This window comes from Nitrospirota bacterium (genome assembly GCA_035873375.1).
Classification (GTDB): Bacteria; Nitrospirota; Thermodesulfovibrionia; order Thermodesulfovibrionales; family JdFR-85; genus BMS3Bbin07.
Window position 1 is genome coordinate 1 of sequence record JAYWMQ010000056.1, and the last position, 22,530, is coordinate 22,530.

Sequence of the window (22,530 nt, forward strand, 5' to 3'; positions counted from 1 at the left end):
ATGCCTATTTGCGCTTCCTCTTTGAAGAACTGCCCGGTGCCAATACAGAGGAAGATTACAGGGCTCTTCTGCCCCAGTACGTTAATCGTGGCTCCATCGTCCTTCTTGGTTAATCACGTGGGGTTTATTTGACGCTTACATAGAATCAGATAATTGATCTACTACCCAATCTTGAATCTCGCCCTGACTTGGATAAAAATGTTTTACTTGAATACGTATAATTACATTTGCAGGCAACTCCGCTAATAAATCCGTATCGCCTGATTTACTGCTTGTTGTTGATAGCCTTCGAAGCCCCGGATAATAATTTGAAAAAAGAGAACAGACAGCATCCTCAAAAGTATTAGAGTTAATGTTTCTCAAAAGACCATTTTGAAGTCTAGATAGATATTCATTCTTTAATTCAATATTTGTTTGTTGTGTGAAATAATTCTTTTTATTTTTTACAATATCATCTACGTCATCATGATATGTTGTGAAAACAGTCTGTTGACCTTTTAACGAATCAAAAACTCGACCTGTTAAAAACTTCCTTGGTATTGCTTTTTTATCATATAGCCATTTTACTTCTTTTTGGTGAGGATATCCTTCAGTCTCAGAATCAACCGAAGAATCGTACCTGTACGATGAATCAATTATCCCGATATATACAAGATTTCCATCAGGTAGTAATACATAATCATCTTTCTTAATTTCTTCTTTGAAACGATAGATGTTGCCAACCGATTGCCCAAGGGACTGTTGAGATGAATACGAATAGTAGGTTAATACTGCCTGTTTGACATCATCTCTTGTTTTCTTATTTGTTAAATCTCCAATACATGGCCAGCCTATAGCCACAATATTCTTTAATAAAAATTCTTTTGTGCGATATTTACCATGAGGATAAGCCCTAACTATCCATGCATATTTCATTTAATTACCTCTTTATTTTAGTGTATAACGCCTGAGTTCACCTGCATTTTGGAGCGACAGCGGAAAAATGTCAGGTGCAACGATTTGTTATACATTTTTATTTAACCTATCCTTATATATGAAATCATAGAATATCGTTACAACTCAACAATGCTTTTATGCACAATGAATACTCCTTATCTGCACCACATTCATTTTTTAATTCTTCGAGAGCCTGCTTTCTCAATGCAGTATTAGTGGTACGAAAACAACTATCAATCGCTTTTTGTACAGAGCTTAATCTTTCTTTTCTTCTTTCCAATAGTTGTGCTCGGTTTAGTCCAATTCCTAAACATTCACTAATTGTTATTTCACCTCTTTCAGACCCTTTTTTTTGTCTGACAAATACCCCGAGAGCCAAAATATGTTCACTGGTATCTTCTTCATACGGATTTATATATGGGGTACTTTCATCGTATTTGTTTTTCTTAATTCCATTACACTTAGAGCATACAAATCCTAAATTTAACCATTCGTATTCCAAAGAAGGATATTTCGATTTTGGCTTTATATGTTCAACGTCTCCATAATAGACATGAGATATTTTGCTTTCACAATACATACATTTATCGTGGCTCGCCTCTTTTAATGCATTTTTATTGTCCGGATGTTTGTAGTTCCCATTCGAAAGTACAGAAGCGTTGGGGCAATTGGGCCTAGTTATATTAATCATCATTTCCCTCAATTAATTTGCTGATTGCCTCAGGCATAAGACCCTCAAGACCAATTGTTTTTAAATTGCTTCGCATTTCTCCAAACTTTTCCTTACTCATATCGATATTTGAAAACTTTTTCACGATATTGTTTAATTCTTTTTCTGCCCAAATCGGCATGGTAACCGATACACCAAGAACCTCATCTAATATTTCAGATGCAGTTTTGGCTTGGTTAATTAGATCTAATTTTTGACTAATAATTTTTTTGTCATCGTTATACTTCAAAACATATACATTCGATTCTCGAACGGAGCCAACAATAAGTGGACTGTGAGTTGCTACAATAAAACGAGCCTTTGGAAATGCGTTTAATAAATCGGGTAATATTTGTCTTTGCATGGTTGGATGCAAATGATTCTCAATTTCATCTATGATTACTGTGAACTCTGTTATTTCCTTTGTAGAATACATATAAATCTGCCATGCAATATCTATTAGTGCACTGATGCCACCAGAAGCCTGCTCAAGCACAAATTCATCTTTACCTTTATTGCAAATAAAAACAATCTCACGCTCACGGATTTCAAAGTCTTCAAAACCTAATGTTGCAGGGAGTAATTTTTCTAAGACCTCCTTAAATCCTTCGTAATTTTTAATTTGCTCTTCATCGCTCGGCATTATTATTTTGTCTGCTTTCTTGACACCATAACCCTGAATCGCCCAACCAATGAGGGTATTTTTCATAAAAAAACTTGAAGACTGACTGTTATTTCCGACATATCTTTCTCGTGTTGCATTATAAACCTCTTGAAAGGCCGCGTCCTTATTCTTTTTCCCAAAAGGAATATTACTAATAGGTTGGTAGCGAAATATCGCCCTATGAGATGGTATAAAGAAGCACTTTACCCCCTGTTGCGCAGCAATTTGAATTTGGTACTGTGGAGAATTGTTATTGGGTATCTGAAGATTTGCTCTTTGACCTCCGTCATATTGGAGGTATCCAATAATATTATTGTTACTTTTATTTTCACCATTAAAAAGTCTTGAAAGAAAAGAAAAAACACCGGATGATTTATCCTTTTTAGGTGTTGAAAGAGATTGAACATTCCAATTATTATGCCGAGCAAGAATGTTACTTAATATCGTTGTTTTACCGCTACCATTAGCACCAGTTAAAACTGTTAGTCTATTGTGAAAGTCAATTTCAATAGTTTGAAATTGTTGCCACTCATTAATGGTCAATTTTTCAAAATTCATTTTCTATTCAATCCTCTTTTATGTATAACAAGTTAGTATGTGATTTTTTCAGATAATACCAGTTCAGGATTGTAAATTACAATTTATATTGCTATGGGGGATTTTATTTCGTATAAAATACCCAAAACATGCTGGATAACACCATGTTTGTAATGCTATCTATCATGTTGGATAACAAGAAATGTCAAAGAGGCCTGAGCACTTTCTGTTTGTTTTATGCAAAGGTTAATCTGCCTTTAGGTTTGGGGATTGGGCGTCCGAGTTCTTTTGCTGTCTCTATCCATTCTTGAATAACAACTTCAACATTAGATAATGCCTCCTGATATGTAGCGCCATCTGCTGCACAGCCTGGCAACTCTGGCACCTCAGCAACAAAAGCCTTGTCTTCTTCGCTCCAGTAAATAATCACTTCATACTTTCTCATGTTTGCCCATCTGAGTAAATTATACTATGTTTGGCTTTATTTATGAAATTCCGCATACAGAAGAAAACATCTTTGACAATATTAACAAGCTGCGTTATCATCAAACATTGGAAAAGCTATATTGTTGACTATCCTTAGGAGGTCTTTCAGGCTAAACAAAAATTACCACCAACACTTCCAGGGGAAATCCTGCTGGAGGAATTTCTCAAACCCTTGGGGATTAGCCAGTACAGGTTGGCTACGGATATTAATGTGCCTGCTCGCCGGATTAATGAAATTGTGCACGGGAAGCGGGCCATCACACCGGATACTGCTTTGAGGCTGTCACGTTATTTTAAAATGTCAGAATGGTTCTGGATCAATCTTCAAGCAAGATATGACCTGGAAGTGGAAAAGGACAGACTGAAGGATCGCATAGACAAACAAGTTCATGTATGCACTGTTGGATAAAAATATACAGAGTTTTTGCTGGTTAATTTTTTGTCGTACAAACAGAAAAGAACGATATATGAGACCCTGAATCAAGTTCAGGGTGACAAATCAAGGGCATTTGGACCAGGATCTCTTTGAAGTTGCAGACAAGGCCTATGCCTTCTTATACCCTGCTATCAGGCATCTCAATATTCCCCTCTTGATATTCTCCTGTTATACAGACTATATCCTGTCCCCATCAGGAATGCTGCCAGGGCCGAGAGTTTAAATATGTTTGGAAGAAGCATCGTCTATATCAGCGCCCCTGATCAGAAGGCCGATCCCCAGCTCCATGTAATACTTAAGGGGGGGGAACTCCTGGATATTATATACATTCCATATTTCTTGACAATATATAACTTGTTTACTTAAAATCCTGTATGCTGGAGATAGCAAGGGGCGTGGCTGCCGGTTTTCCCTATTCTATCGTACAAAGAGGTAACAACAATGAGCTTATTTGATTTCTTCAAGCCTGTACCGTCCATCTCGCCGGACGAAGTGCGTGAATATATAAAGAAAAAGCTTCCCGGAGACTTTTGCCTGCTCGATGTCCGGCAGCCTGTGGAGTATGAGCAGGGGCATCTGCCCGGGGCAAGGCTTGTGCCATTACACGAACTTCCGTCAAGGATCAGGGAACTTGATCCTGAAAAGACCACCATCGTCTATTGCCGCAGCGGAAACCGCAGCCGCTCTGCCGCAGGTCTCCTCATGAGCGCAGGGATCAAAAACGTCCTCAACATGGAGGGCGGCATCCTTCGATACAACGGTGTTGTTGCAAGCGGTCCGCCTGAGGCAGGTATGTTCTGTTTTCCTGAAACCCTGACACCTGAGCAACTTACTGCAGTAGCCTGGTTTCTCGAAAACGGAACGATGCGGTTTCTTGAAAAGGTCCGGGGAAATATCCCTTCAAACGGGGGATCAGCCATCATCAGGGAACTTCTGGAGGCCAAGAATGCCCATAAGGTAACACTTGAAAAACTCTATACTGAACTGAGCGGGGAGTCTCCTTCAGCAGATTTCCCCAGGGACGTGCTTGATGTCCCGGATGAGGAGATCATGGTCGGCTGCATCAAGGTCTCACAGGCCCTTCAATGGAGCAAGGGCAAGACCCTGACAGACGTGATGGAGTTACTGATCACACTGGGTGCAAATTCTTATGACCTTTACCTGAAACTCAGTCGGACAGTAAAGTCAGAGGAGGCCGGAAAAATCTTTAATCTTCTCGCCGAAGAAGAGGAGAGAAATATTGATCACATCTCCTCGGCCTTTGAAAAAACGCTCTGAAAAGGGTGCTAAGCACCAGACATCGTCCGCCCTGACTACGGATTAAGCATCCCCCCGGGACTTAACAAAAGTGTCAAGGAGTTCCTCTGAAAAATCCTCCATCTCTACAGTTATCCTGCCAGCCATACTCAGGTAGTAGTTGTATCCGATAACAGCGGGGATGGCTGCAGCAAGGCCCATTGCAGTGGCTATAAGTGCCTCTGCAATACCCGGGGCCACCACTGCCAGAGAGGCGGAGCCGGCAGCACCAATGCCTTTAAAGGCACTCATTATTCCCCAGACAGTGCCGAAGAGTCCGATAAAGGGTGTGGTGGAGCCTGTGGTGGCCAGGAAGTTCAGGTAGCGCTCAAGCCTGGCAACCTCAAGTGCCTCATACCGGCGCAGCGCCCTTTTTACCTCATCCCTTCCTACTTTGCCTTCCGAGTAGACGGCCGTAAAAATCCTTGACAGGGGACTTATCATCAACGGCCGGCTTGCATGGAGCAGGGACTTCAAATCCTTCCCGCCGTGAAATGCCCGCATAAAGGCCTCTGTCTCCTTTTTTGCCCTTGAAAAATAGCGCCACTTGTAAAATATTATGGCCCAGGAGACCACAGAAAAGAAGAGGAGGATTATAAGCACCCCTTTTACAACGAGTCCTGCCTGCAGGATGAGTTCTAAAATCTCATTTTCCATTTTAAATATCTATATTCCTCGCCTCAAGTGCATGTTTAACAATAAACTCTTTCCTCGGCTCTACGTGGTCACCCATCAATATGGTAAAGACCTCGTCAGCCTGAACTGAGTCCTCCACCGTTACCTGCAAAAGGGTCCTCTTCTCCAGGTCCATGGTAGTCTCCCAGAGCTGCTGCGGATTCATCTCGCCAAGACCTTTGTATCTCTGGATGTAGAGCCCCTTTCTTGCCGTCTCAAGTATAAACTCAAGCATCTCCCTGAGACTCTGAAATTCCTGCTCCCCGCTCCTGGTCGATACGGTAAAGGGTATGGGTTTTAATTCCTGAACAATACTGAAAAGGCTCTCGAGCTCCTTATAGTCAGGGGATGTAAGAAAATCCATATTCAGCTTGACCCTCCTTCCCATCCTCCTAATCTCAAGGCTGTAGCTGCCGTGCTCCTCGTCAAACTCCATCTCTGAAATCCTGACGTTATTGAAATTCTCCATAACCTCATCGCACAGGGCCTGAAGCCTTGACCTGTCCTTGAGCCACTCCGTACTTATCCCCTTCTCCAGTAAAAACTCCAGCATCTTTGTATCCACCCTCCTGAGGCCAAACCAGTCGAGGAGCTTTACATAATTTAATATCCTCTGCATATACGGGATCAGGGGTTTTCCCTTTACCCATTGCCCGCCTGACCTGATCTGCACCTCTTCGGCGGCAAGCTCAAACAACATGCCCTGCAGTTCCGTCTCATTCTGGATGTACTTTTCAGTACGGCCCTTCTTTACCCTGTAAAGGGGGGGCTGGGCAATATAGAGGTAGCCTTTCTCTATAATATCGGGCATCTGCCTGAAGAAAAATGTGAGCAGGAGTGTCCTGATGTGGGCACCGTCCACATCAGCATCCGTCATCAGTATTACCCTGTGGTAGCGAATCTTTGAAACATCAAACTCAGGCCCTATGCTTGTGCCCAGGGCGGTAATCAGCACCTTTATCTCCTCTGATGAGAGCATCTTGTCAAAGCGAGCCTTCTCCACATTCAGTATCTTGCCCCTGAGGGGCAGTATGGCCTGAAACCTCCTGTCACGGCCCTGTTTTGCAGACCCTCCGGCAGAATCACCCTCAACAATAAAGAGTTCACTCTCTGCAGGGTCTTTCTCCGAGCAGTCTGCCAGCTTCCCGGGGAGCCCTGAATCCTCCAGCGCCCCCTTACGCCTTGCCAGCTCACGTGCCTTACGCGCGGCATCCCTTGCCCTTGATGCCTGAAGTGCCTTATCTATAATCTTTCTGGCATAGGCGGGATTCTCCTCGAGAAATCTTCCCAGATGTTCATTAACAATCGACTCAACAATACCCTTCACATCTGTATTGCCGAGCTTCATCTTTGTCTGACCCTCAAACTGCGGATCAGGAAGCTTTACACTGATTACAGCAGTCAGCCCCTCGCGTATATCATCGCCGGAGAGGGACCCTTTGCCGTTCTTCAGTATACCCGAAGACAGGGCGTACTGGTTAGCGGTCCTTGTAAGGGCGGACTTGAATCCTATCAGATGGGTACCTCCTTCGCGGGTGTTTATGTTATTGGCAAAGGTATAGATGATCTCTGTATAACTGTCATTGTACTGGAGGGCTATCTCCACTGAAATAGCATCACGTTCTCCTGATATATAGATTGGGTTTGGGTGAAGCACTGTCTTGTTCTTGTTCAGGTGCTCAACAAAAGAGACGATGCCGCCTTCGTAGAGGAACTCCCGTTTCTTGCCGCTCCGCTCATCCGTTATATTGATCCTGAGTCCCCTGTTGAGGAATGCAAGCTCCCTCAGCCTCTGACTCAGCACATCATAGCTGAACTCCGTTGTCTCAAATATCTCGGGGTCGGGCTTGAATGTAACCTTGGTGCCCGTACTCTTTGTCTTCCCCACCAGCTGAAGGGGTTTTACGGGAACCCCCCTCTCGTATCTCTGCTGAAAGACCTTTCCATCACGCTTGATCTCCAGCTCCAGCCACTCTGAAAGGGCGTTTACCACCGACACGCCGACTCCGTGCAGGCCCCCTGATACCTTGTAGGCCTTTGCATCAAACTTACCACCTGCGTGAAGCTCCGTCATTACGATCTCTGCCGCTGTCCTGCCTTCAGGGTCTCCGGAATGTGTATCCGTCGGTATGCCCCTTCCGTCATCGATAACAGTGCAACTGCCGTCATAATGAAGGATGACATCAATATTGCTGCAAAACCCTGCCAGGGCCTCATCCACACTGTTGTCAACCACCTCGTAGACGAGATGATATAGCCCCTCGGCACCTGTTGAGCCTATATACATGGCAGGACGTTTTCTGACAGCCGACAGACCCTTCAGGATCTTTATAGTATCAGCACCGTATTCCCTTAAGTCTTTTTCCATTCCTTTTTCGTCCTCCGTCATTGGTCACCAGCCCTTAATTCTTTCTCCACAGGATCTTTAACACTTCAAGCATCATCAGATCCTCATGGGCATGATCACACACTTGTAATTCTCATTGCCCTCTTCTCTGAGAAGGGTCGTGCTTAACGGTTCCTGCACCTCAAAAATTACCTTCTCTGCAGTCAATGCATTCAGTGCATCAAGGAGGTACCGTGCATTAAACCCGAGGGATACTCCCTCGCCCTCATAATCGATCTGGACCTCATCCTTTGCCTCGCCAATATCGGGGTTTGAAGCACTAATGGTCAGCGTACCGGGTGAAATGTCTATCTTCACCGCATTACTGTGGTCCCTGCTTATTACTGAAACCCTTCTCAGGGATTTGATAAACTCCTCTCTCGCAATCCCGAGAATCTTTTCGTTGCCTACAGGGATGACCTGTTCATAATTTGGGTAGGTACCCTCGATCAACCTTACGAGAAACTGAATCTCCCCGATATTAAAGGCCACATGGTTTGTGGCTATCTCCATCCGGATACTGCCCTCCTGTGATGGAAGAAACTTTCTCAACTCCGAGGCAGACTTCCTCGGCACAATCACCTTGATCTCATCTTCTGCCTCTACTTCTATAGTATCATTTATAGCTGAAAGCCTGTGTCCGTCCGTTCCGACAACCGTAAAGGTCTTTTCCCGGGGCTTGATATGAAACAGCAGGCTGTTGAGGGTATATCTCGAATCACTCTCACCTGCGGAATAGAGGGTCTTCTCTATCATATCCAGGAGCTTTCCGGCCTCTATCTCCACATCAACCTTGTCCGCGAGTCCCGGCCACTTCGGAAAATCCTCCGGGCTCATACAGGCAAGCCTGAAGTTACTCTTGCCGGCCTTTAATTTTAACCACTCGACCCCTTCGCTCTCTATCTTTATGTCACCTTCAACTTCCCTCACTATCTCATAAAGCTTCCTTGCAGGGATGCAGAGATCCCCTCCCTCCTTAACCTCCTGCAGTATTACAGGCTCTTTTATAGCTGTCTCAAGGTCCGTAGCTGACACAAATGGTTTTTCACCGGCACTTAACAAAAAATGCCCAAGAATCGGCATGGTCGTCTTTTTATCAACAACGCTCTGAATGTCCGCAAGTCTTTTCTGAAGTTCATCCCTTGAGATAATAACATTCATAAAACAGCCTCCCTTTTTTCAGTCATTGGTCATTACTAACCCTAATCAGTCGTTGACTGATTTTCTAACCTTTTATTTTGTTTACCAGGCTCTCTATTATACGATTAAAGGATTCATCTGCGTTTTTCCTTTTATCTATCTGTCTGCATGCATATATGACGGTGGAATGATCCTTGCCGCCAAAGTTCTTCCCGATGTCGTTAAGGGAAAGATCCGTGTGCTCCCTGCTTATATACATTGCAATCTGTCTTGGCAGGGCAATCTCCTTCGTCCTCTTCTTGGTCTTCAGCTCCTGAAACCTTATACCATAGAAATCAGCCACTGCCTTCTGTATAATCTCAACTGTCAGGGGCCTCTCATCATCATGAAGGAAATCCTTAAGGACATCTTTCGCCATGTCAAGGGTTATTGGAACGCCTGTCAGTGTTGAATGTGCAGCCAGCTTTATAAGGCAACCTTCCAGTTCCCTTATATTGGATTTAATCTTCATGGCAAGCCAGTAAGCAACGTCCTGCGGAATCTGTATTCTCTGATATTCCGCTTTTTTAAAGAGTATGGCCATCTTTGTCTCTACCGACGGCAGTTGAATATCAGCAATAAGGCCCATGGTAAATCTCGACTTTAACCTGTCCGTTATATCCGATATATCCCTTGGAGACCTGTCACTGGATATAACTATCTGTTTCTGCTGTTCGTACAGGGCATTAAAAGTGTGAAAGAACTCTTCCTGTGTCTGTGTCTTGTTCGCAATGAACTGGACGTCATCAAGAAGCAGGAGATCAACATTTCTGTACTTGTCCTTCAACTCCCCCATCTTGTCATGCCTGATAGCAGCCACCACCTCATTGGTAAATTGTTCGGAAGGAACATATAATACACGGAAATTCGGCATACTGTCTATAACCCTGTTACCAATGGCATTGATGAGATGGGTCTTGCCTAGACCGACTCCCCCGTATATGAAGAGTGGATTGTATGCCCTTCCCGGGGCTTCCGTAACCTTCATGGCCGCAGCATGGGCAAACTGATTGCTCGGCCCTGCGATAAACTCTTCAAATGTATATTTAGGGTTGAGAAATACCCCCCTGTTCCTGAGTGCCCGGCGCCGGCTGTCTATCCGGGCATCGAACTTTTTAACCTCCTTGTCCTGCTTTTCCGCTATCTTGTACTTTACAGTGAGTTCCTGCCCGGTCTGCTCCCTGAAGGCATTCTGAATTATCTCCGAATAATTCTCCTCTATCCACTCCTTGTAAAACCTGTTGGGTATCTCCACCACAACGTAGTCGTCCTTTATCTGTTTCAGTTTAATCGGCTTAAACCAGAGCTCGAATACGCTGCCACCTACTTTCTCGTCAATAGACTTGAGACACTTATCCCATATTGCTGCTGTTTCCATGAAATCCCCTTAGTATTTTATGCTTTATTCACAATCTATTAACAAATGTTGGTAACTGCACAAACATTATAAATCATCTGTTAGTTCAAAGCAAGAAAACCCTGCTATAAAACTGTTGGTATACTGTTGAATTTTTCCCACATACCGCCGGTTGTTAAAACAGTGGAAAAACAGACAACGCAATCAATACCTTTATCAACGGATTAACAGACCGATTTTTATAAAAAATTCTTCCATTTCAACTTATCAACACCACCTACTACAACTACTACTAAAAATATTTAAGTATTTAAGTAGTAATAGAGAGACACCGAAACCATCCCTTTTACCTCTAAAACAACCCCCTGGAGGCCGGTAATTCACAATACCTGACAATCCACTACCTGCTTTAGCCTTTCTGTGTACTGCAAACAGACTTTCTTGCCTTCATCTTCAGATAGGCCTGTATAAAGTCATCAATCTCACCATCAAGTACAGCATCCACGTTTCCCTTCTCCAACCCTGTCCGGTGATCTTTTATAAGCCTGTAGGGATGCAGCACACACGACCTTATCTGGTTACCCCAGGCAATCTCTTTCTTGTTACCGATGATGCCTTCCATCCTCTTCTCCTGCTCACTGAGTTTCAGGTCATAGAGCCTTGCCTTCAGTATCTTCATGGCAGTAGCCTTGTTCTTGTACTGAGACCTGTCACTCTGGCAACCGACCACAATACCCGTGGGATTGTGGGTAATCCTGACTGCCGAGGAAACCTTGTTTACGTGCTGTCCCCCTGCACCCGATGCCCTGAACGTGTCTATCCTCAGGTCCTCGTCCCTTACCTCTATCTCTATGTCGTCCTCAACCTCGGGATAGACCATGACGGCAACAAAGGAGGTATGTCTCCTGCTGTTTGCATCAAAAGGAGATATCCTTACGAGTCTGTGGATTCCCGCTTCCGCCCTGAGATAACCATACGCATAAGGTCCTGAAATGGTGATGGTGGCACTCTTTATACCAGCCTCATCACCCTGCAGGAGGTCGACAATCTCTGCCTTGAACCCCTTCTTTTCAGCCCACCTCAGATACATCCTCATGAGCATCTGAGCCCAGTCCTGGCTCTCCGTACCACCTGCTCCCGGGTGTATCTCGACTATGGCATTGCTCCGGTCCAGCTCACCTGACAGGAGGTGTTTCAACTCAAGTACCTCTAACTCCTTTTTGAGTCTGTTAAGCTCTCCAAGAAACTCGTCTAAAAACAGCTCCCCTTCTTCTTCAAAAAGTATGTCGGCAGAATCTGTAAGGTAGTCGAGTCTTTCGGTTGCGTTTAAAAAGGGGAGAACGAGGTCTTCGATTACTGCTTTTTTCTTCTGCAGGGATTTAAGCTTACGCGGGTTTGCCCAGACGTCCTCTCTGCTCAGGTCGTTATTTATCTTTTCAAGCTCTTTCTTCAGTGAATCTACATCAAAGATACCCTCGTAGGTCTTCGATCTTATTCCTCAGTGTGCTGAGTTCCTCTTTTATCTCTCTTTCGTTAATCATGTTACTCCTCCTTGATATTTTTTGGTTCTTCCGACCTTATTCGATATTTTCACAAAAAACAGTACGGTAAATATAATATTCAAAAAACTGAATACATCACCAAATCTTGTATAAAAACTGGTATTGTCGTTTATCAGGATATCCCCGGTTATATATGTCTCTTTAAAAAGCCCTGTTGTCCTTAAAACCCTTCCTGTTGGGTCTATGAAGCCTGATATACCGGTATTGGCCGCCCTTACAAGGGGCTTTCTGTTTTCAACAGCCCTGAAGACCGACATCGAAAAATGCTGATAGGGCCCATTTGTCCTTCCGAACCAGGCATCATTGGTTATATTGACAATGAGATTTCCCCCGTGTCTGAAAAACTTTCTGACAAGGCCCGGAAAAATCGCCTCGTAGCAGATAATCGTACCGAACTGCCCCCAGGTTAAACTGCCCTTGGCATAACTTTTGCCAGGTGTGTAGTCTCCTATACCCTCCACCAGCTTATCTAAAAAGAAGAGGGTGTTTTTCAGGGGGACATATTCACCAAATGGCACCAGATGTATTTTATCATAAAAATAGGTCGGGTTTCCAGCCCTGTCAATAAGAACAGCGCTGTTTGTCAGCGTGTATCCCTTGTTTGAATTTCCCTCCGGGTCTTTGTTTACAGGCCTGGTTTTCACCATGACTGTGCCGGTCAACAGGGGGACGCCGGATTTTTTTACAAATTCAGTCAGCTCCGTTGTTTGCTCATTGTCTCTGCCAAAATAAAAGGGCAGGGCAGTCTCCGGCCACACAACCAGATCAGGGCTCTCCTTAAGTGCCTCAACAGTAAGTCTTTTATATGTGTTGAAGACTTTTCTCTGATAGGCGGGGTTCCATTTCCTGTCCTGCTCTATGCTGCCCTGAATAATACTGATTCTTACCTGTCTGGTGTCACCCTTTCCTGTGCCAATAGACCGTAATTTATAAACGCCGTAGAAGAGGGTTGCAGCGATCACCATGACGGTGACTGCTGTGGAGGCAAGGGTTTTCCAATTCGGGAAGAGGGGTTTTTCTTTTTGACGCACCTTCAGCAGGTAGAGGTCTGCCAGAGACGCATTGACGAGGATGACAAGAAATGAAACCCCGTAGACACCTGTTATATCTGAAATCTGGATAATCGGGAGAGAGTTGTATTGGGTATAACCAAGCAAAGACCAGGGAAACCCGGAAAAGAGGTATCCGCGTATATATTCAAGAGAACCCCACAACGGAGCAGCAATTATGGTGAGGGGAAGGTCTGTTCTTTTTACGGCCTTTGCAAAGAGAAATCCGAAAAGGGCCGTATAAAGGCTTTCATACAGGCTTAAGAGCAGGACTATCAGGAGGCTCGGCAGCAGAGATACGCCGCCATAGTGATTCACTGAGTAATATATCCAGGACTGGGTGCCGAAAAAATAAGGTAGTCCGAAAAAAAGACCTGCCCGGAAAGCTGTATAACCATCCATCCTGTAGAGGGAGATCAAAAAGGGGACAATACATATCCATGCAAGCAGGGATATATTGAATGTTGGAAATGCAAATACAAGGGCTGTTCCTGAGAGGACGGCAGGAAAATACCTTGAGAGGTTATTTTTCAACAACTTGTTATATACCTCTTTCCATGTTGAAGAGAATGATAGTTAATTGCCTTTTTCAGATTAAATATTTTATCATAATTTTCACTTTTAATTATATCAAGGAGGGTTTAGACACCGACTCTATGGCAAGACTCTCTGTTTTTGGTATTTGTTTCACAATGGAGGGCAGGTAGCTCAGTCGGTAGAGCAGAGGCCTGAAAAGCCTCGTGTCGGCGGTTCGATTCCGTCCCTGCCCACCACTCATAAAAAGGCGCAGACTAAAACCCTCCTCAACCCGACAATAAATGGCCCTACATAAAAATATGCATTCAAAGGACATCCTGTTTTTAGGACATTCTCTTATAGATTTCTTCGACTGGCAAGCCAGGTTTCCTGGTCACAGGGTTGCAAGCCTTGGTGTGCCCGGAGAGACAGTGGAAGGGCTCCTTTCAAGGATTGACGGGATTATAAGGGAATATCCACATGCTGACCTTGTTTTCATCATGACCGGGACAAACAATGTGGCCATGGAAGACTTTGATTTTCTGAATGCTTACAGGGAAATTATAGAGAAATTATCTGCAGCTTACCCGAGAGCCGTTATTTATGTTCACAGTATCCTGCCCATCGGGCTGGAGTGGATAACAGGTGAAGACATACAACGGGCGAACCAATCCATCAAGGAGATGACCGGGGAAACAGGAGCCGGGTTCCTGGACATTTATAAGCTGTTTACAGACACGGAAGGTAAGGCAGTGAAGGGGTATTTCCTTGAAGACGGAGTACACCTTAGTGGTAAAGGTTATGCGATATGGACAGGGGTCCTGGAGAATATAGTGAACAAATAGACTTCATTAGAAAAGGGGGATATGGACAGAAAAGCCTCAAAAGAACTTGCAAAGGTTATCTTTTGTCTCTTTTTCCTTGCTATTGTCCTGATCTGTTTTGTAAAAGAAGCATCAGCAATGGAGGCCTTTGCAGAGTATGGCAGGGGGGACTTCCTGAGTAACGGGGATTCTCCGTGGAGCCCGGCCTTTGCCCGGTCAGAGGATATCTGGATTGTCGGAGTTCGTGGTCAACCGGTCCGGAATCGGGTAAAATGGCTGCATACTGAACTCCTCGGAGGGATCTTCGACGGTGCAGGCTGGGTTGGAGGGAATGTTGGGACAGAGGCAAGATTCGGCAATGCCATAGTCTCCGTAGGCGTTGGTGTGGCTTATGTGCACAGGGGAGGGATGAATATTGAAGAGGGAGAATGCCCCAGGCTCGGCTCCAACACCAATTTCCTCGCCAGGGCAAGGACGGGCTGGAAAGCAGGAAGGTGGCAACCATATATTGCATATACGCATCTCTCAAACGGGGGACTGACGAATAAGTCCTGTGTTGCGGATAACTATGGAGAAGATGTTTTTTCCTTTGGTATAAGCTACGAATTTGATTATAGAGACCTGTTCAAATTTTAAATATCAGTATTATTATCTATACGGAGAAGCAAAAGGAGGGTTGTATGGAAAGGGATGATTTAGCGAAAGTGACCGGTGCATTTCTTGTCGGGGGGCTTATTGGTTCATTAATTGCTCTCCTCTATGCACCGCAGGCAGGAAGGAAGACAAGGCGTGACATTTCAAAGACGGCAAAGAAGGTCAAAAGAGAGGCTTGGGAAGTGGCAGAGGAGACGATTGAGACAATAAGTGGTTTTATCGAGGATGTCAATGAGAAGACGTCGGAGATTATATCCAGAGGCAAGGACTTAACAGAGGATATGAAGGAGAGTCTTCTCAGTACCATAGAAGAGGGTCAGAAGACTTTGGAGAAACAGAAGGCAAGACTGAGCAAGATTATTGGTTAGTCTTGTCTTCAAGTTTGTTATCACGGATGCTCAAGCTCCTTCAGGTGGGGAACAATCTTTTTATACTGCTCATATGTGACGTTTGACTTCCAGTATCCTGCTGCCTTTGCAATCATGATGCCGCCCCAAAAGAGTGTGATGATGAGCAGGATGTAAATAACGGGGTTTATCCGCCTCTTCCCCGGGAGTGCAAGGTCAAGTGCCCCCTGGGCAGGGCAGTGGCTTACGCAGGTAAGACACCCGGTGCACTCAGGGGAATAGAGCCTCTCCCTGTCTTCAACGGGCAGAAGTGACGGACAACTTCTTGTGCACCTGTGACAATGGATACACCTTGAGGGGTCTCTGGTCACCTTTACAGGACTTAAAATACTCAGAAGCCCAAGCAGTGCGCCGTAGGGGCAGAGATAGCGGCACCAGAAGTTTTTGACAAGGAGGGAAGCAGCGAAGAGAACCATCAGCACAGTGAGGGTTGTTACGGACATCTCTGTAAAGAATATGAGGAGTCTTAAATCCGCCACCATCCAGTATGGGGTAAAGAGGAAGGCCCGGATGGATTCTGGCGACATCTTTAAGAGGATTACGTAGAGGAAAAACGCCATCAGCAGATATTTTATTGACCTCAGGGGATAATCGATATACCCTGGAAATGAAAAATTCCTTCCGAATATCCTTCTGCCTGTCTTGTAGGTGAACTCAGAGATTGTACCCACCGGGCATATCCATCCACAAAAACCTTTTTTGAAAAACAGGGCCGTAAGGAGTGCAGAGATGAAAATGACAAGGGCTGCCGGATGAACAGGGTCAAACAGGCCTTCAGTTATCCAGAGCTTCAGGGCCATAAATGCCCCGATAGGCATAAATCCTTCAACAGAGAGGGGTTTTTCAATAAGAGGAAGTTTCCCCCCCTGAAGAGATTTTAGAAAGCCGTAAAGGCTGATTCCGCCGTGTATTACGATAATAACCACGCCCCACTGTATCAGATACCGCAGAACCCTCAGGTAGGGCCTGCCGCGGAACGTTCTTAAAAAGGTGCCTTGTCTCTCCTCTGTCTTCACTACCCTATTTTATACTCCGGGGCTTGCTGAAAGTATGATTTTAATCAGGTTTATTATAGCAGGAGAGGTTTAGAGGGAAGGATGCTATTTTTTTGTAAAAATCGGTTATAATATCCAATCGCAGGCTGTAAAAAAAGTGGTACAGGCTGCATTCTCCATGGCAGAGAAAAGAGAGGCCTTGACCGCAGATATTCAGGAGGCAGGATATTGAAAAAAGTTGTAATTCTAATGGGGTCTAAAAGCGATCTTCAATGGTCGGAGAGGATAGCCGGAGCGCTTGAAGGCCTGGGGGTCGGGGCAGTCCTGAGGATTGCCTCTGCGCATAAGGCGCCGATGCGTTGTTATGAGATTATAAAGGAGTATGAAAAAGAGGACGTTGTCTTTATCACGGTTGCGGGCAGGAGCAATGCACTGAGCGGATTTGCCGATGCCCAGACACACTGCCCTGTTATTGCCTGTCCCCCGTACAGTGAGAGCTTTGCAGGGGTGGATATCTTTTCAAGCCTCAGGATGCCTTCAGCTGTGGCTCCCCTTGTGGTACTCGACCCTGAGGGAGCGGCACTTGCAGCAGCAAAGATTCTGGGCCATAGTGAGCCGGAAATACAGGTGAGAGTAAAAAAATATCAGGCTGAGGCAAAAGAGCGGATAGAAAGGGATGATGAGGAGGTAAGTGGTGGGTAGTGTTAAAGACCTTGAAATTGTAAAACCCCCGGAAGGGGACGTGCCCGGGATCGGGAGGTTTCACTTCTCGGACAGATACTCTGTCTTTGACTGGGGAGAGATGCCGGATCTTATCCCTGACAAAGGGGCCTCAATCGCCCTGTTAAGCTCATATTTCTTTGAAAAACTGGAAAATACGGGGATAAAGACCCATTATCTTGGACTTGTTGAGGACAACAGGAGTAAGCCGCTCTTTGAGCTGCAGAGGCCCTCAACCACAATGGAGATACGGCTGCTCAGGGTTTTAAGGCCTGAGTTCCGTGAAGGCAGGTATGACTATTCATGTTATGAGGGACAGAAGGGCAACTTCCTTATCCCGCTTGAGATTATCTACAGGAACTCCATTCCTGAGGGAAGCAGCATACTTAAACGCCTGGGGAGCGGAGAGGTGCGGCCTGAGGATTTTGGCTTAAAGGAGATGCCGGTGCCTGGTGAGGAACTGAAGGAGCCCATCCTTGATGTATCCACCAAACTGGAGATTACAGACCGTTATATCTCGTGGGAAGAGGCCAGGCGCATTGCGGGACTGTCGGAGAGAGAGCTCAAAGAGATAAAAGAGATTACCCTGTCTGTGAACCGGATGATTACCGATGAGTTTTCAAGAATTGGGCTTAAAAATGAAGATGGAAAGATAGAGCTCGGCTTTGACCCTGAAAGAAGACTGATGCTGGTTGATGTCCTTGGCACCCTTGATGAGTGCAGGTTTACATATAAGGGGATTCCCGTGAGTAAGGAGATTGCAAGGATTTATTACCGGAATACACCGTGGTACCATGCAGTAGAGAAGGCCAAGGAAGAAGACAGGATGCGGTGGAAGGAACTCGTTAAGGAGAGTCCCAAGCCCCTCCCTGAAAGGCTCCGGGCATTGATCTCAATGGTATATGCTGCATGCACAAATGAGATAACAGGCAGGGAGTGGTTTAAGGATATCCCCCCTGTTGAGGAGATACTGAGAGAGGTGAAGGACGTACTTTCCAACAAGATGCCCGTTGCCTGACGAAGGGCAGGGACAAGGTTTATTACAAAGACAGGAGGTTGCTTATGAAAAGGAGGGATAATGGATATAGAAGTCACTATTGAGGGAGAATCTCTTTCAATAACTGTTGAAAACCCCTTTCATATGGATGCAGCCGGGGTGATAGCGCAGATAAGGGATTTTGCGGATAAAAAGGGGCTGCAACTGGAGGGTCTGAATCTTGAGGGTCTGCTTCCAAAGATGGTCAAAGGGGTTGTCGGGTGTGAAGAGGGCTGCCCTGCCAATGCAAAGAGTCTTGTGGCCCAGGGATACGGAGACTTTCACCTGGAATACATAGAGGGCGGAATTTTGGCTGCAAGCTGTCAGGTTAACGGTTCGGAGACGCTGACGATCAAGGTCTTTCCTGAATTCTAACTGAGTGACCCAAGTTCTTCAAGCCCTTTTACTGCTTCTTCATTTCCGGAGTCAAACTTTAGGGCCTTTTCAAAGTGCGTCCTTGCACGTTTTTTCAGCCCGGCCTTCAGGTATATGCGTCCGAGGTGGGCATGGTGATCAGCCTTGAAGGGTTCAAGTTTTATAGCCTCAAGAATTGCCTCTTCAGCCTGTTTGAGTCTTCCGGGGATATTTGTCAGTGCAAGAGAGAGGCGGCTCCAGTATTTGGGCTTTTTTGGATTCAGCCGTGTTGCCCATCCAAAAGCATCAAAGGCCTGCCAGTAATTACCTGCCTTGTATTCAAGAACTCCTCTCCGGTATTGCTCCTCAGCCTGAGCCTCCTTCAGGTGTGCCGGAGGCTCTGCTTCTGATGAGTCTGTTTCGGAAGGGGCCTGCTCGCCGGGAACCCCTTGCTTGAGGGTTTCATATGCCAGGCTTATGGCTTCAAAGAGGTCTGTTAATTTATGCCTCAGTTCGTCCTGTGTAGAGCTGTAATAACGGTCCGGGTGAAACCGGCGGGCCATTCTGTAGTAGCTGCGTTTCAGGGTTTCCGTATCAGCACCCCGCTGGATGCCTAATAACTCGTAAGGATTCAGGTTACCGAGCCTTGCATGTAACCCATTTACCTCTCTGCGAAAATCTGTCTCTTCAGTGCCCATTTCTATTAAAAGTTCAACAACCTAAGGTTGAAGGTCCTTCATTTCCCCAATTGTTTTTTCAGGGCCTTCCGGGACTAATTTGATATCCTTCTTCTCTTTCTCCGCCTCTTCCGGAACGGTGAAGGTATCTGAACATCTTGCGGCATCAAGTTTTAAGGTCTCTATCTCAAGCCCCAGGGTATCGGTCTTGAGGTTTAACGACCTGATCATCTCATGGGCATCATAGAGCTTTTGCCTGAGATTGACTATATACAGAGCCGCAAGCAATAAAAGGACAAAGAGCAGGACGACGATGCCTCTCCATTGTTTGCCCTTATTCTGAACCCTCTCAAGTTCCTGTTCGAGTCTGGTCTTTTCGTTCAATGGTATCTTTTGACTTTAAAGCGGTAAATCACGCACTCCTCATCATGAGGAGATATCCCGGCCTTTATCCTGGCTATCCGCAACTGCTCGTCCACAGTTGTAACTCCCTCGAGATCCGGCAGGAGGAGACCCTTCTGCAACCCTTTAACAACAATAACCCCGTATTTTTTTGGGTCAAGCTCTTTTAAATCCGTTACCTGTTCGGGTTCCGACAGTACGTCAACCGAGTAAGTGAGTGCTTCTAATTCCTCTTCATCAACAGGGGCAAAACGCGGGTCCTGAGTGGCTGCTGCAATTGCATTCTTGATTATCTCCTCTGCCACGTTTGCCGTAGTGGGAGCAAAGGTGCCGATACATCCCCTGAGTTGACCGTCTTTTTTCAGCGATACAAATACCCCGGCCCTTTCCTGCATCTCCGGTGTCAGCTCCTCTGGCGGGTTAATAACATGCCCGTGTTTGACATACTCCTCCACAGTCCTTTTGGCAAGTGATACAAGGGGATGCATTAGCTGCTCCTGAACAGGGCGTAATCAGCAAGGCAGGAAAGTGCCTCACTGGCGGGCGAGGAAGCAAAGACCTGAAGTTCCTCTTTTGCCTCCCGTACAAGACCCTTGGCGCGATTCATTGATTCTTCAATTGTATTATATTTCCGGAAAAGGGAACCAAGTCTTGCCAGGCTGTCGTCACTTTCTTTATCCACGCCCATGCCGGTCACTATCGCTTTCACTTCCATCTTCTCCTCTTTATTGCAGACCTGCAGGAGATATATAAGGGGCATGGTTATCTTTCCTTCTTCAAGGTCTTTCCCGGGTCGCTTGCCAAGCATTGACTCCACGGCCATGTAGTCAAGGATGTCGTCCATCATCTGAAAGGCCATGCCGGTCTTCATTCCAAACCTGGACAGGGCCTCTTCATACCGTCTCTCCTTATTCCCGAGTATAGCCCCGATCCTGCACGCAGCGGATATAAGTGCCCCTGTCTTGGCCGATATTATCTGAAGGTATTCTCCTTCCTTGATCTCCGGATCGCCGATCCTGCTCAACTGAAGCAGTTCTCCCTCTGTCATCCTGGCAGTCGCCTCTGAAAGGGCCTCCATAAGCTTCTGATTCTCCTGGTGGACGGCTATTTTTAAGGCGTTGGAGTACAGGAAATCACCTACAAGGACCACTATCTGATTGCCCCAGACAGAGTGAGCTGTGGGTCTGCCCCTCCTTAGTTCTGCACTGTCAACCACATCATCGTGGAGCAAGGATGCCGTGTGGATAGCCTCTATAACGCTTGCGAGAATAATACGGGGGTGCTCTCTGTAGCCACATAATTCTGCACCGAGTACAAGGAAGAGAGGACGGAGTCTCTTGCCCCCGCTTCGAACAACATGGCCTCCGATGGAGGGTATCACTTGAGCTGAACTATTGAACAGATTCAGGAGTTCGGTTTCTACCTTGCCAAGTTCTCCTGAATAGGTGGAAAAGACGGTGTTTACATCACAGATTAGTTCTGGCATACCTTTTATTTAGGGGTATCTGTAAGATTTGTTATACATAGCATAACATACAGATGACATGATAGGGGATATTTGACTCTAAAGTCAAGGTTTTAGTCTCAACTCTGAGAGATTCACTCCCTTGTTTGTCAGTTTTTTTAAGTCCCCCGGCCTAAAAACCCCCTTTTCAGTTATTATGGCTGTGACATACCTTGCTGGGGTAACGTCAAACGCCATGTTGATAACCCTGACTCCTTCCGGAGCAACAGGGTGGCCACATATGTGTGTTACCTCTTCTGCAGGGCGCTGCTCTATCGGTATTTCCTCCCCTGAGGGGATGGTAAAATCAATACTGCTTAAAGGTGCTGCGACATAAAAGGGAACATTATTCTCCTTTGCAAGGACTGCCACGGAATATGTGCCTATCTTGTTTGCTACGTCACCGTTTCTTGCAGTGCGGTCTGTTCCCACTATGCATAGATCTATCATGCCATTTTTCATCAGTGCCCCGGCAGAGTTGTCGGTGATAAGGGTTACCGGCACGCCTGTCTGCATCAGCTCCCACGTGGTCAGTCTTGCCCCCTGGAGCACGGGTCTTGTCTCATCGGCAATAACCTGCACCTCTTTCCCCTGCTCCCTGGCAACCAGTACAGGTGCTGTGGCTGTACCATACCCGCCGGTTGCGAGTGCACCTGCATTGCAGTGTGTCAGTACAGTTGCCCCGTCCTTTATAAACTCAGCCCCCCAGCTCCCGATGGCCCTGTTTGCAGTGATATCCTCTTCAAGTATGGACTTGGCCTCGTAAACGAGCATTTTCTTCAGGGTCTCGACCCCCTGATGCCTGTTCTTCAACATAAGTGCCTTTATCCTGTCCATGGCCCAGCGAATGTTGACGGCAGTCGGCCTTGTAGATATCATTGTATCCATTAGGGGTTTGAGGGATACCATAAACTCTTCAAATGAGGATACCTTTATATCCTGTGCAGAGAGGGCAACTCCCATCGCTGCAGCAATCCCGATGGCTGGAGCCCCCCGGATCCTGAGGGTTTTTATGGCATCTGCCACCATAGTGTAATCGCTGCAGTCTATGTATACGACCTCAAGGGGTAACCTGCTCTGATCAAGTATCCGGACCTTCTCCCCTGCCCATTCAATACTTTTAACCATAAAGTGGCACGCCCGTCTAATTCCTTTTGTATTTCTGGTTT

The 22,530-nt window shown here is 45.8% G+C and carries 23 protein-coding genes, 1 tRNA gene and 1 pseudogene; 9 read left to right on the plus strand and 16 right to left on the minus strand.

The features are described from left to right. Positions 1-135 precede the first annotated feature (135 nt). The 4 genes from VST71_11820 to VST71_11835 all read right to left on the minus strand — a co-directional run bounded on the left by VST71_11820 (position 136) and on the right by VST71_11835 (position 3,291). Positions 136-915 (minus strand): hypothetical protein, encoded by a 780-nt coding sequence (locus VST71_11820; protein ID MEC4686407.1) that lies wholly within the window; start codon positions 913-915, stop codon positions 136-138. A 124-nt stretch (positions 916-1,039) separates the two neighbouring features. Further along, positions 1,040-1,630, minus strand: coding sequence for an HNH endonuclease (locus VST71_11825; protein MEC4686408.1), 591 nt, complete (start codon positions 1,628-1,630; stop codon positions 1,040-1,042). Next, positions 1,620-2,867: an AAA family ATPase gene (locus VST71_11830; GenBank protein ID MEC4686409.1), complete on the minus strand. Its 1,248-nt coding sequence runs from the start codon at positions 2,865-2,867 to the stop codon at positions 1,620-1,622. The genes VST71_11825 and VST71_11830 overlap by 11 nt, the downstream gene beginning before the upstream one ends. A 214-nt stretch (positions 2,868-3,081) precedes the next feature. Continuing rightward, positions 3,082-3,291 carry a type II toxin-antitoxin system HicB family antitoxin gene (locus tag VST71_11835; GenBank protein ID MEC4686410.1) on the minus strand — a complete coding sequence of 70 codons (210 nt, stop codon included), beginning with the start codon at positions 3,289-3,291 and terminating at the stop codon, positions 3,082-3,084. Between the two features lie 153 nt (positions 3,292-3,444). Between VST71_11835 and VST71_11840 the strand changes: the two are divergent. Together VST71_11840 and VST71_11845 are read left to right on the plus strand one after the other, a co-directional pair. Next, positions 3,445-3,741, plus strand: a pseudogene (locus VST71_11840) (HigA family addiction module antitoxin). A gap of 468 nt (positions 3,742-4,209) precedes the next feature. Continuing rightward, complete coding sequence (locus VST71_11845) at positions 4,210-5,046, plus strand: rhodanese-like domain-containing protein (GenBank protein ID MEC4686411.1); 837 nt, start codon at positions 4,210-4,212, stop codon at positions 5,044-5,046. A gap of 42 nt (positions 5,047-5,088) precedes the next feature. On the opposite strand, the gene tolQ is transcribed toward VST71_11845, so the two are convergent. From tolQ to lnt, 6 genes are all read right to left on the minus strand, one after another. After that, positions 5,089-5,721 carry a protein TolQ gene (gene tolQ, locus VST71_11850; GenBank protein MEC4686412.1) on the minus strand — a complete coding sequence of 211 codons (633 nt, stop codon included), beginning with the start codon at positions 5,719-5,721 and terminating at the stop codon, positions 5,089-5,091. A gap of 1 nt (position 5,722) precedes the next feature. Continuing rightward, a complete protein-coding gene (gene gyrB, locus VST71_11855; GenBank protein ID MEC4686413.1) occupies positions 5,723-8,107 on the minus strand; it encodes a DNA topoisomerase (ATP-hydrolyzing) subunit B in 2,385 nt (794 codons plus the stop codon). 75 nt (positions 8,108-8,182) lie between these two features. Further along, positions 8,183-9,286 carry a DNA polymerase III subunit beta gene (gene dnaN, locus VST71_11860; GenBank protein MEC4686414.1) on the minus strand — a complete coding sequence of 368 codons (1,104 nt, stop codon included), beginning with the start codon at positions 9,284-9,286 and terminating at the stop codon, positions 8,183-8,185. 64 nt (positions 9,287-9,350) lie between these two features. Then, a complete protein-coding gene (dnaA, locus tag VST71_11865) occupies positions 9,351-10,682 on the minus strand; it encodes a chromosomal replication initiator protein DnaA (protein MEC4686415.1) in 1,332 nt (443 codons plus the stop codon). Between the two features lie 388 nt (positions 10,683-11,070). Then, a protein-coding gene (gene prfB, locus VST71_11870; GenBank protein MEC4686416.1) for a peptide chain release factor 2 occupies positions 11,071-12,202 on the minus strand; the annotation gives its coding sequence in 2 pieces (ribosomal slippage) (positions 11,071-12,138 and positions 12,140-12,202; 1,131 coding nt in all). Further along, complete coding sequence (gene lnt, locus VST71_11875; protein MEC4686417.1) at positions 12,199-13,806, minus strand: apolipoprotein N-acyltransferase; 1,608 nt, start codon at positions 13,804-13,806, stop codon at positions 12,199-12,201. Before lnt ends, prfB begins: the two co-directional genes overlap by 4 nt. 163 nt (positions 13,807-13,969) lie before the next feature. Here lnt and VST71_11880 point away from each other — a divergent pair. The 4 genes from VST71_11880 (at position 13,970) to VST71_11895 (ending at position 15,634) form a co-directional block, all read left to right on the plus strand. Further along, positions 13,970-14,045 (plus strand) — tRNA-Phe (locus tag VST71_11880). Positions 14,046-14,108: 63 nt separating this feature from the next. Then, on the plus strand, positions 14,109-14,633 hold the full coding sequence (locus tag VST71_11885; GenBank protein MEC4686418.1) for a GDSL-type esterase/lipase family protein: 525 nt from the start codon (positions 14,109-14,111) through the stop codon (positions 14,631-14,633). A 21-nt stretch (positions 14,634-14,654) separates the two neighbouring features. After that, a complete protein-coding gene (locus VST71_11890; GenBank protein MEC4686419.1) occupies positions 14,655-15,248 on the plus strand; it encodes an acyloxyacyl hydrolase in 594 nt (197 codons plus the stop codon). Positions 15,249-15,292: 44 nt separating this feature from the next. Beyond that, a complete protein-coding gene (locus tag VST71_11895; protein MEC4686420.1) occupies positions 15,293-15,634 on the plus strand; it encodes a YtxH domain-containing protein in 342 nt (113 codons plus the stop codon). Between the two features lie 20 nt (positions 15,635-15,654). Here VST71_11895 and VST71_11900 read toward each other — a convergent pair whose 3' ends face one another. Further along, positions 15,655-16,689, minus strand: coding sequence for a 4Fe-4S binding protein (locus VST71_11900; protein ID MEC4686421.1), 1,035 nt, complete (start codon positions 16,687-16,689; stop codon positions 15,655-15,657). Between the two features lie 207 nt (positions 16,690-16,896). Between VST71_11900 and VST71_11905 the strand changes: the two genes are divergently transcribed. Genes VST71_11905 through VST71_11915 form a run of 3 tightly spaced genes read left to right on the plus strand, consistent with a single transcriptional unit; the run spans position 16,897 to position 18,799 of the window. Further along, the gene (locus VST71_11905) at positions 16,897-17,370 is read left to right on the plus strand and encodes an AIR carboxylase family protein (GenBank protein MEC4686422.1); all 474 of its coding nucleotides are present in this window, start codon (positions 16,897-16,899) and stop codon (positions 17,368-17,370) included. Continuing rightward, positions 17,363-18,406: a phosphoribosylaminoimidazolesuccinocarboxamide synthase gene (gene purC, locus VST71_11910; GenBank protein ID MEC4686423.1), complete on the plus strand. Its 1,044-nt coding sequence runs from the start codon at positions 17,363-17,365 to the stop codon at positions 18,404-18,406. Before VST71_11905 ends, purC begins: the two co-directional genes overlap by 8 nt. A gap of 60 nt (positions 18,407-18,466) precedes the next feature. Further along, positions 18,467-18,799, plus strand: a complete 333-nt coding sequence (locus VST71_11915; protein ID MEC4686424.1) for a hypothetical protein — start codon at positions 18,467-18,469, stop codon at positions 18,797-18,799. Here VST71_11915 and VST71_11920 read toward each other — a convergent pair. From VST71_11920 to mtnA, 5 genes are all read right to left on the minus strand, one after another. Then, positions 18,796-19,476, minus strand: a complete 681-nt coding sequence (locus tag VST71_11920; GenBank protein MEC4686425.1) for a DnaJ domain-containing protein — start codon at positions 19,474-19,476, stop codon at positions 18,796-18,798. The genes VST71_11915 and VST71_11920 overlap by 4 nt on opposite strands. A gap of 21 nt (positions 19,477-19,497) precedes the next feature. Then, on the minus strand, positions 19,498-19,839 hold the full coding sequence (locus VST71_11925) for a hypothetical protein (GenBank protein MEC4686426.1): 342 nt from the start codon (positions 19,837-19,839) through the stop codon (positions 19,498-19,500). After that, positions 19,836-20,345, minus strand: a complete 510-nt coding sequence (gene amrA / locus VST71_11930) for an AmmeMemoRadiSam system protein A (GenBank protein MEC4686427.1) — start codon at positions 20,343-20,345, stop codon at positions 19,836-19,838. Before amrA ends, VST71_11925 begins: the two co-directional genes overlap by 4 nt. Then, positions 20,345-21,343: a polyprenyl synthetase family protein gene (locus VST71_11935; GenBank protein MEC4686428.1), complete on the minus strand. Its 999-nt coding sequence runs from the start codon at positions 21,341-21,343 to the stop codon at positions 20,345-20,347. Before VST71_11935 ends, amrA begins: the two co-directional genes overlap by 1 nt. Positions 21,344-21,427: 84 nt before the next feature. Then, positions 21,428-22,489: an S-methyl-5-thioribose-1-phosphate isomerase gene (mtnA, locus tag VST71_11940; protein ID MEC4686429.1), complete on the minus strand. Its 1,062-nt coding sequence runs from the start codon at positions 22,487-22,489 to the stop codon at positions 21,428-21,430. Positions 22,490-22,530: the final 41 nt, after the last annotated feature.

Coding starts and splice junctions, on each gene's coding strand:
- VST71_11885 (MEC4686418.1), top strand. CDS start 14,109: ATGCATTCAAAGGACATCCTGTTTTTAGGACATTCTCTTATAGATTTC.
- tolQ (MEC4686412.1), bottom strand. CDS start 5,721: ATGGAAAATGAGATTTTAGAACTCATCCTGCAGGCAGGACTCGTTGTA.
- VST71_11835 (MEC4686410.1), bottom strand. CDS start 3,291: ATGAGAAAGTATGAAGTGATTATTTACTGGAGCGAAGAAGACAAGGCT.
- VST71_11825 (MEC4686408.1), bottom strand. CDS start 1,630: ATGATGATTAATATAACTAGGCCCAATTGCCCCAACGCTTCTGTACTT.
- gyrB (MEC4686413.1), bottom strand. CDS start 8,107: ATGGAAAAAGACTTAAGGGAATACGGTGCTGATACTATAAAGATCCTG.
- VST71_11845 (MEC4686411.1), top strand. CDS start 4,210: ATGAGCTTATTTGATTTCTTCAAGCCTGTACCGTCCATCTCGCCGGAC.
- amrA (MEC4686427.1), bottom strand. CDS start 20,345: ATGCATCCCCTTGTATCACTTGCCAAAAGGACTGTGGAGGAGTATGTC.
- VST71_11935 (MEC4686428.1), bottom strand. CDS start 21,343: ATGCCAGAACTAATCTGTGATGTAAACACCGTCTTTTCCACCTATTCA.
- VST71_11915 (MEC4686424.1), top strand. CDS start 18,467: ATGGATATAGAAGTCACTATTGAGGGAGAATCTCTTTCAATAACTGTT.
- mtnA (MEC4686429.1), bottom strand. CDS start 22,489: ATGGTTAAAAGTATTGAATGGGCAGGGGAGAAGGTCCGGATACTTGAT.
- VST71_11890 (MEC4686419.1), top strand. CDS start 14,655: ATGGACAGAAAAGCCTCAAAAGAACTTGCAAAGGTTATCTTTTGTCTC.
- VST71_11830 (MEC4686409.1), bottom strand. CDS start 2,867: ATGAATTTTGAAAAATTGACCATTAATGAGTGGCAACAATTTCAAACT.
- dnaN (MEC4686414.1), bottom strand. CDS start 9,286: ATGAATGTTATTATCTCAAGGGATGAACTTCAGAAAAGACTTGCGGAC.
- dnaA (MEC4686415.1), bottom strand. CDS start 10,682: ATGGAAACAGCAGCAATATGGGATAAGTGTCTCAAGTCTATTGACGAG.
- VST71_11895 (MEC4686420.1), top strand. CDS start 15,293: ATGGAAAGGGATGATTTAGCGAAAGTGACCGGTGCATTTCTTGTCGGG.
- VST71_11820 (MEC4686407.1), bottom strand. CDS start 915: ATGAAATATGCATGGATAGTTAGGGCTTATCCTCATGGTAAATATCGC.
- VST71_11920 (MEC4686425.1), bottom strand. CDS start 19,476: ATGGGCACTGAAGAGACAGATTTTCGCAGAGAGGTAAATGGGTTACAT.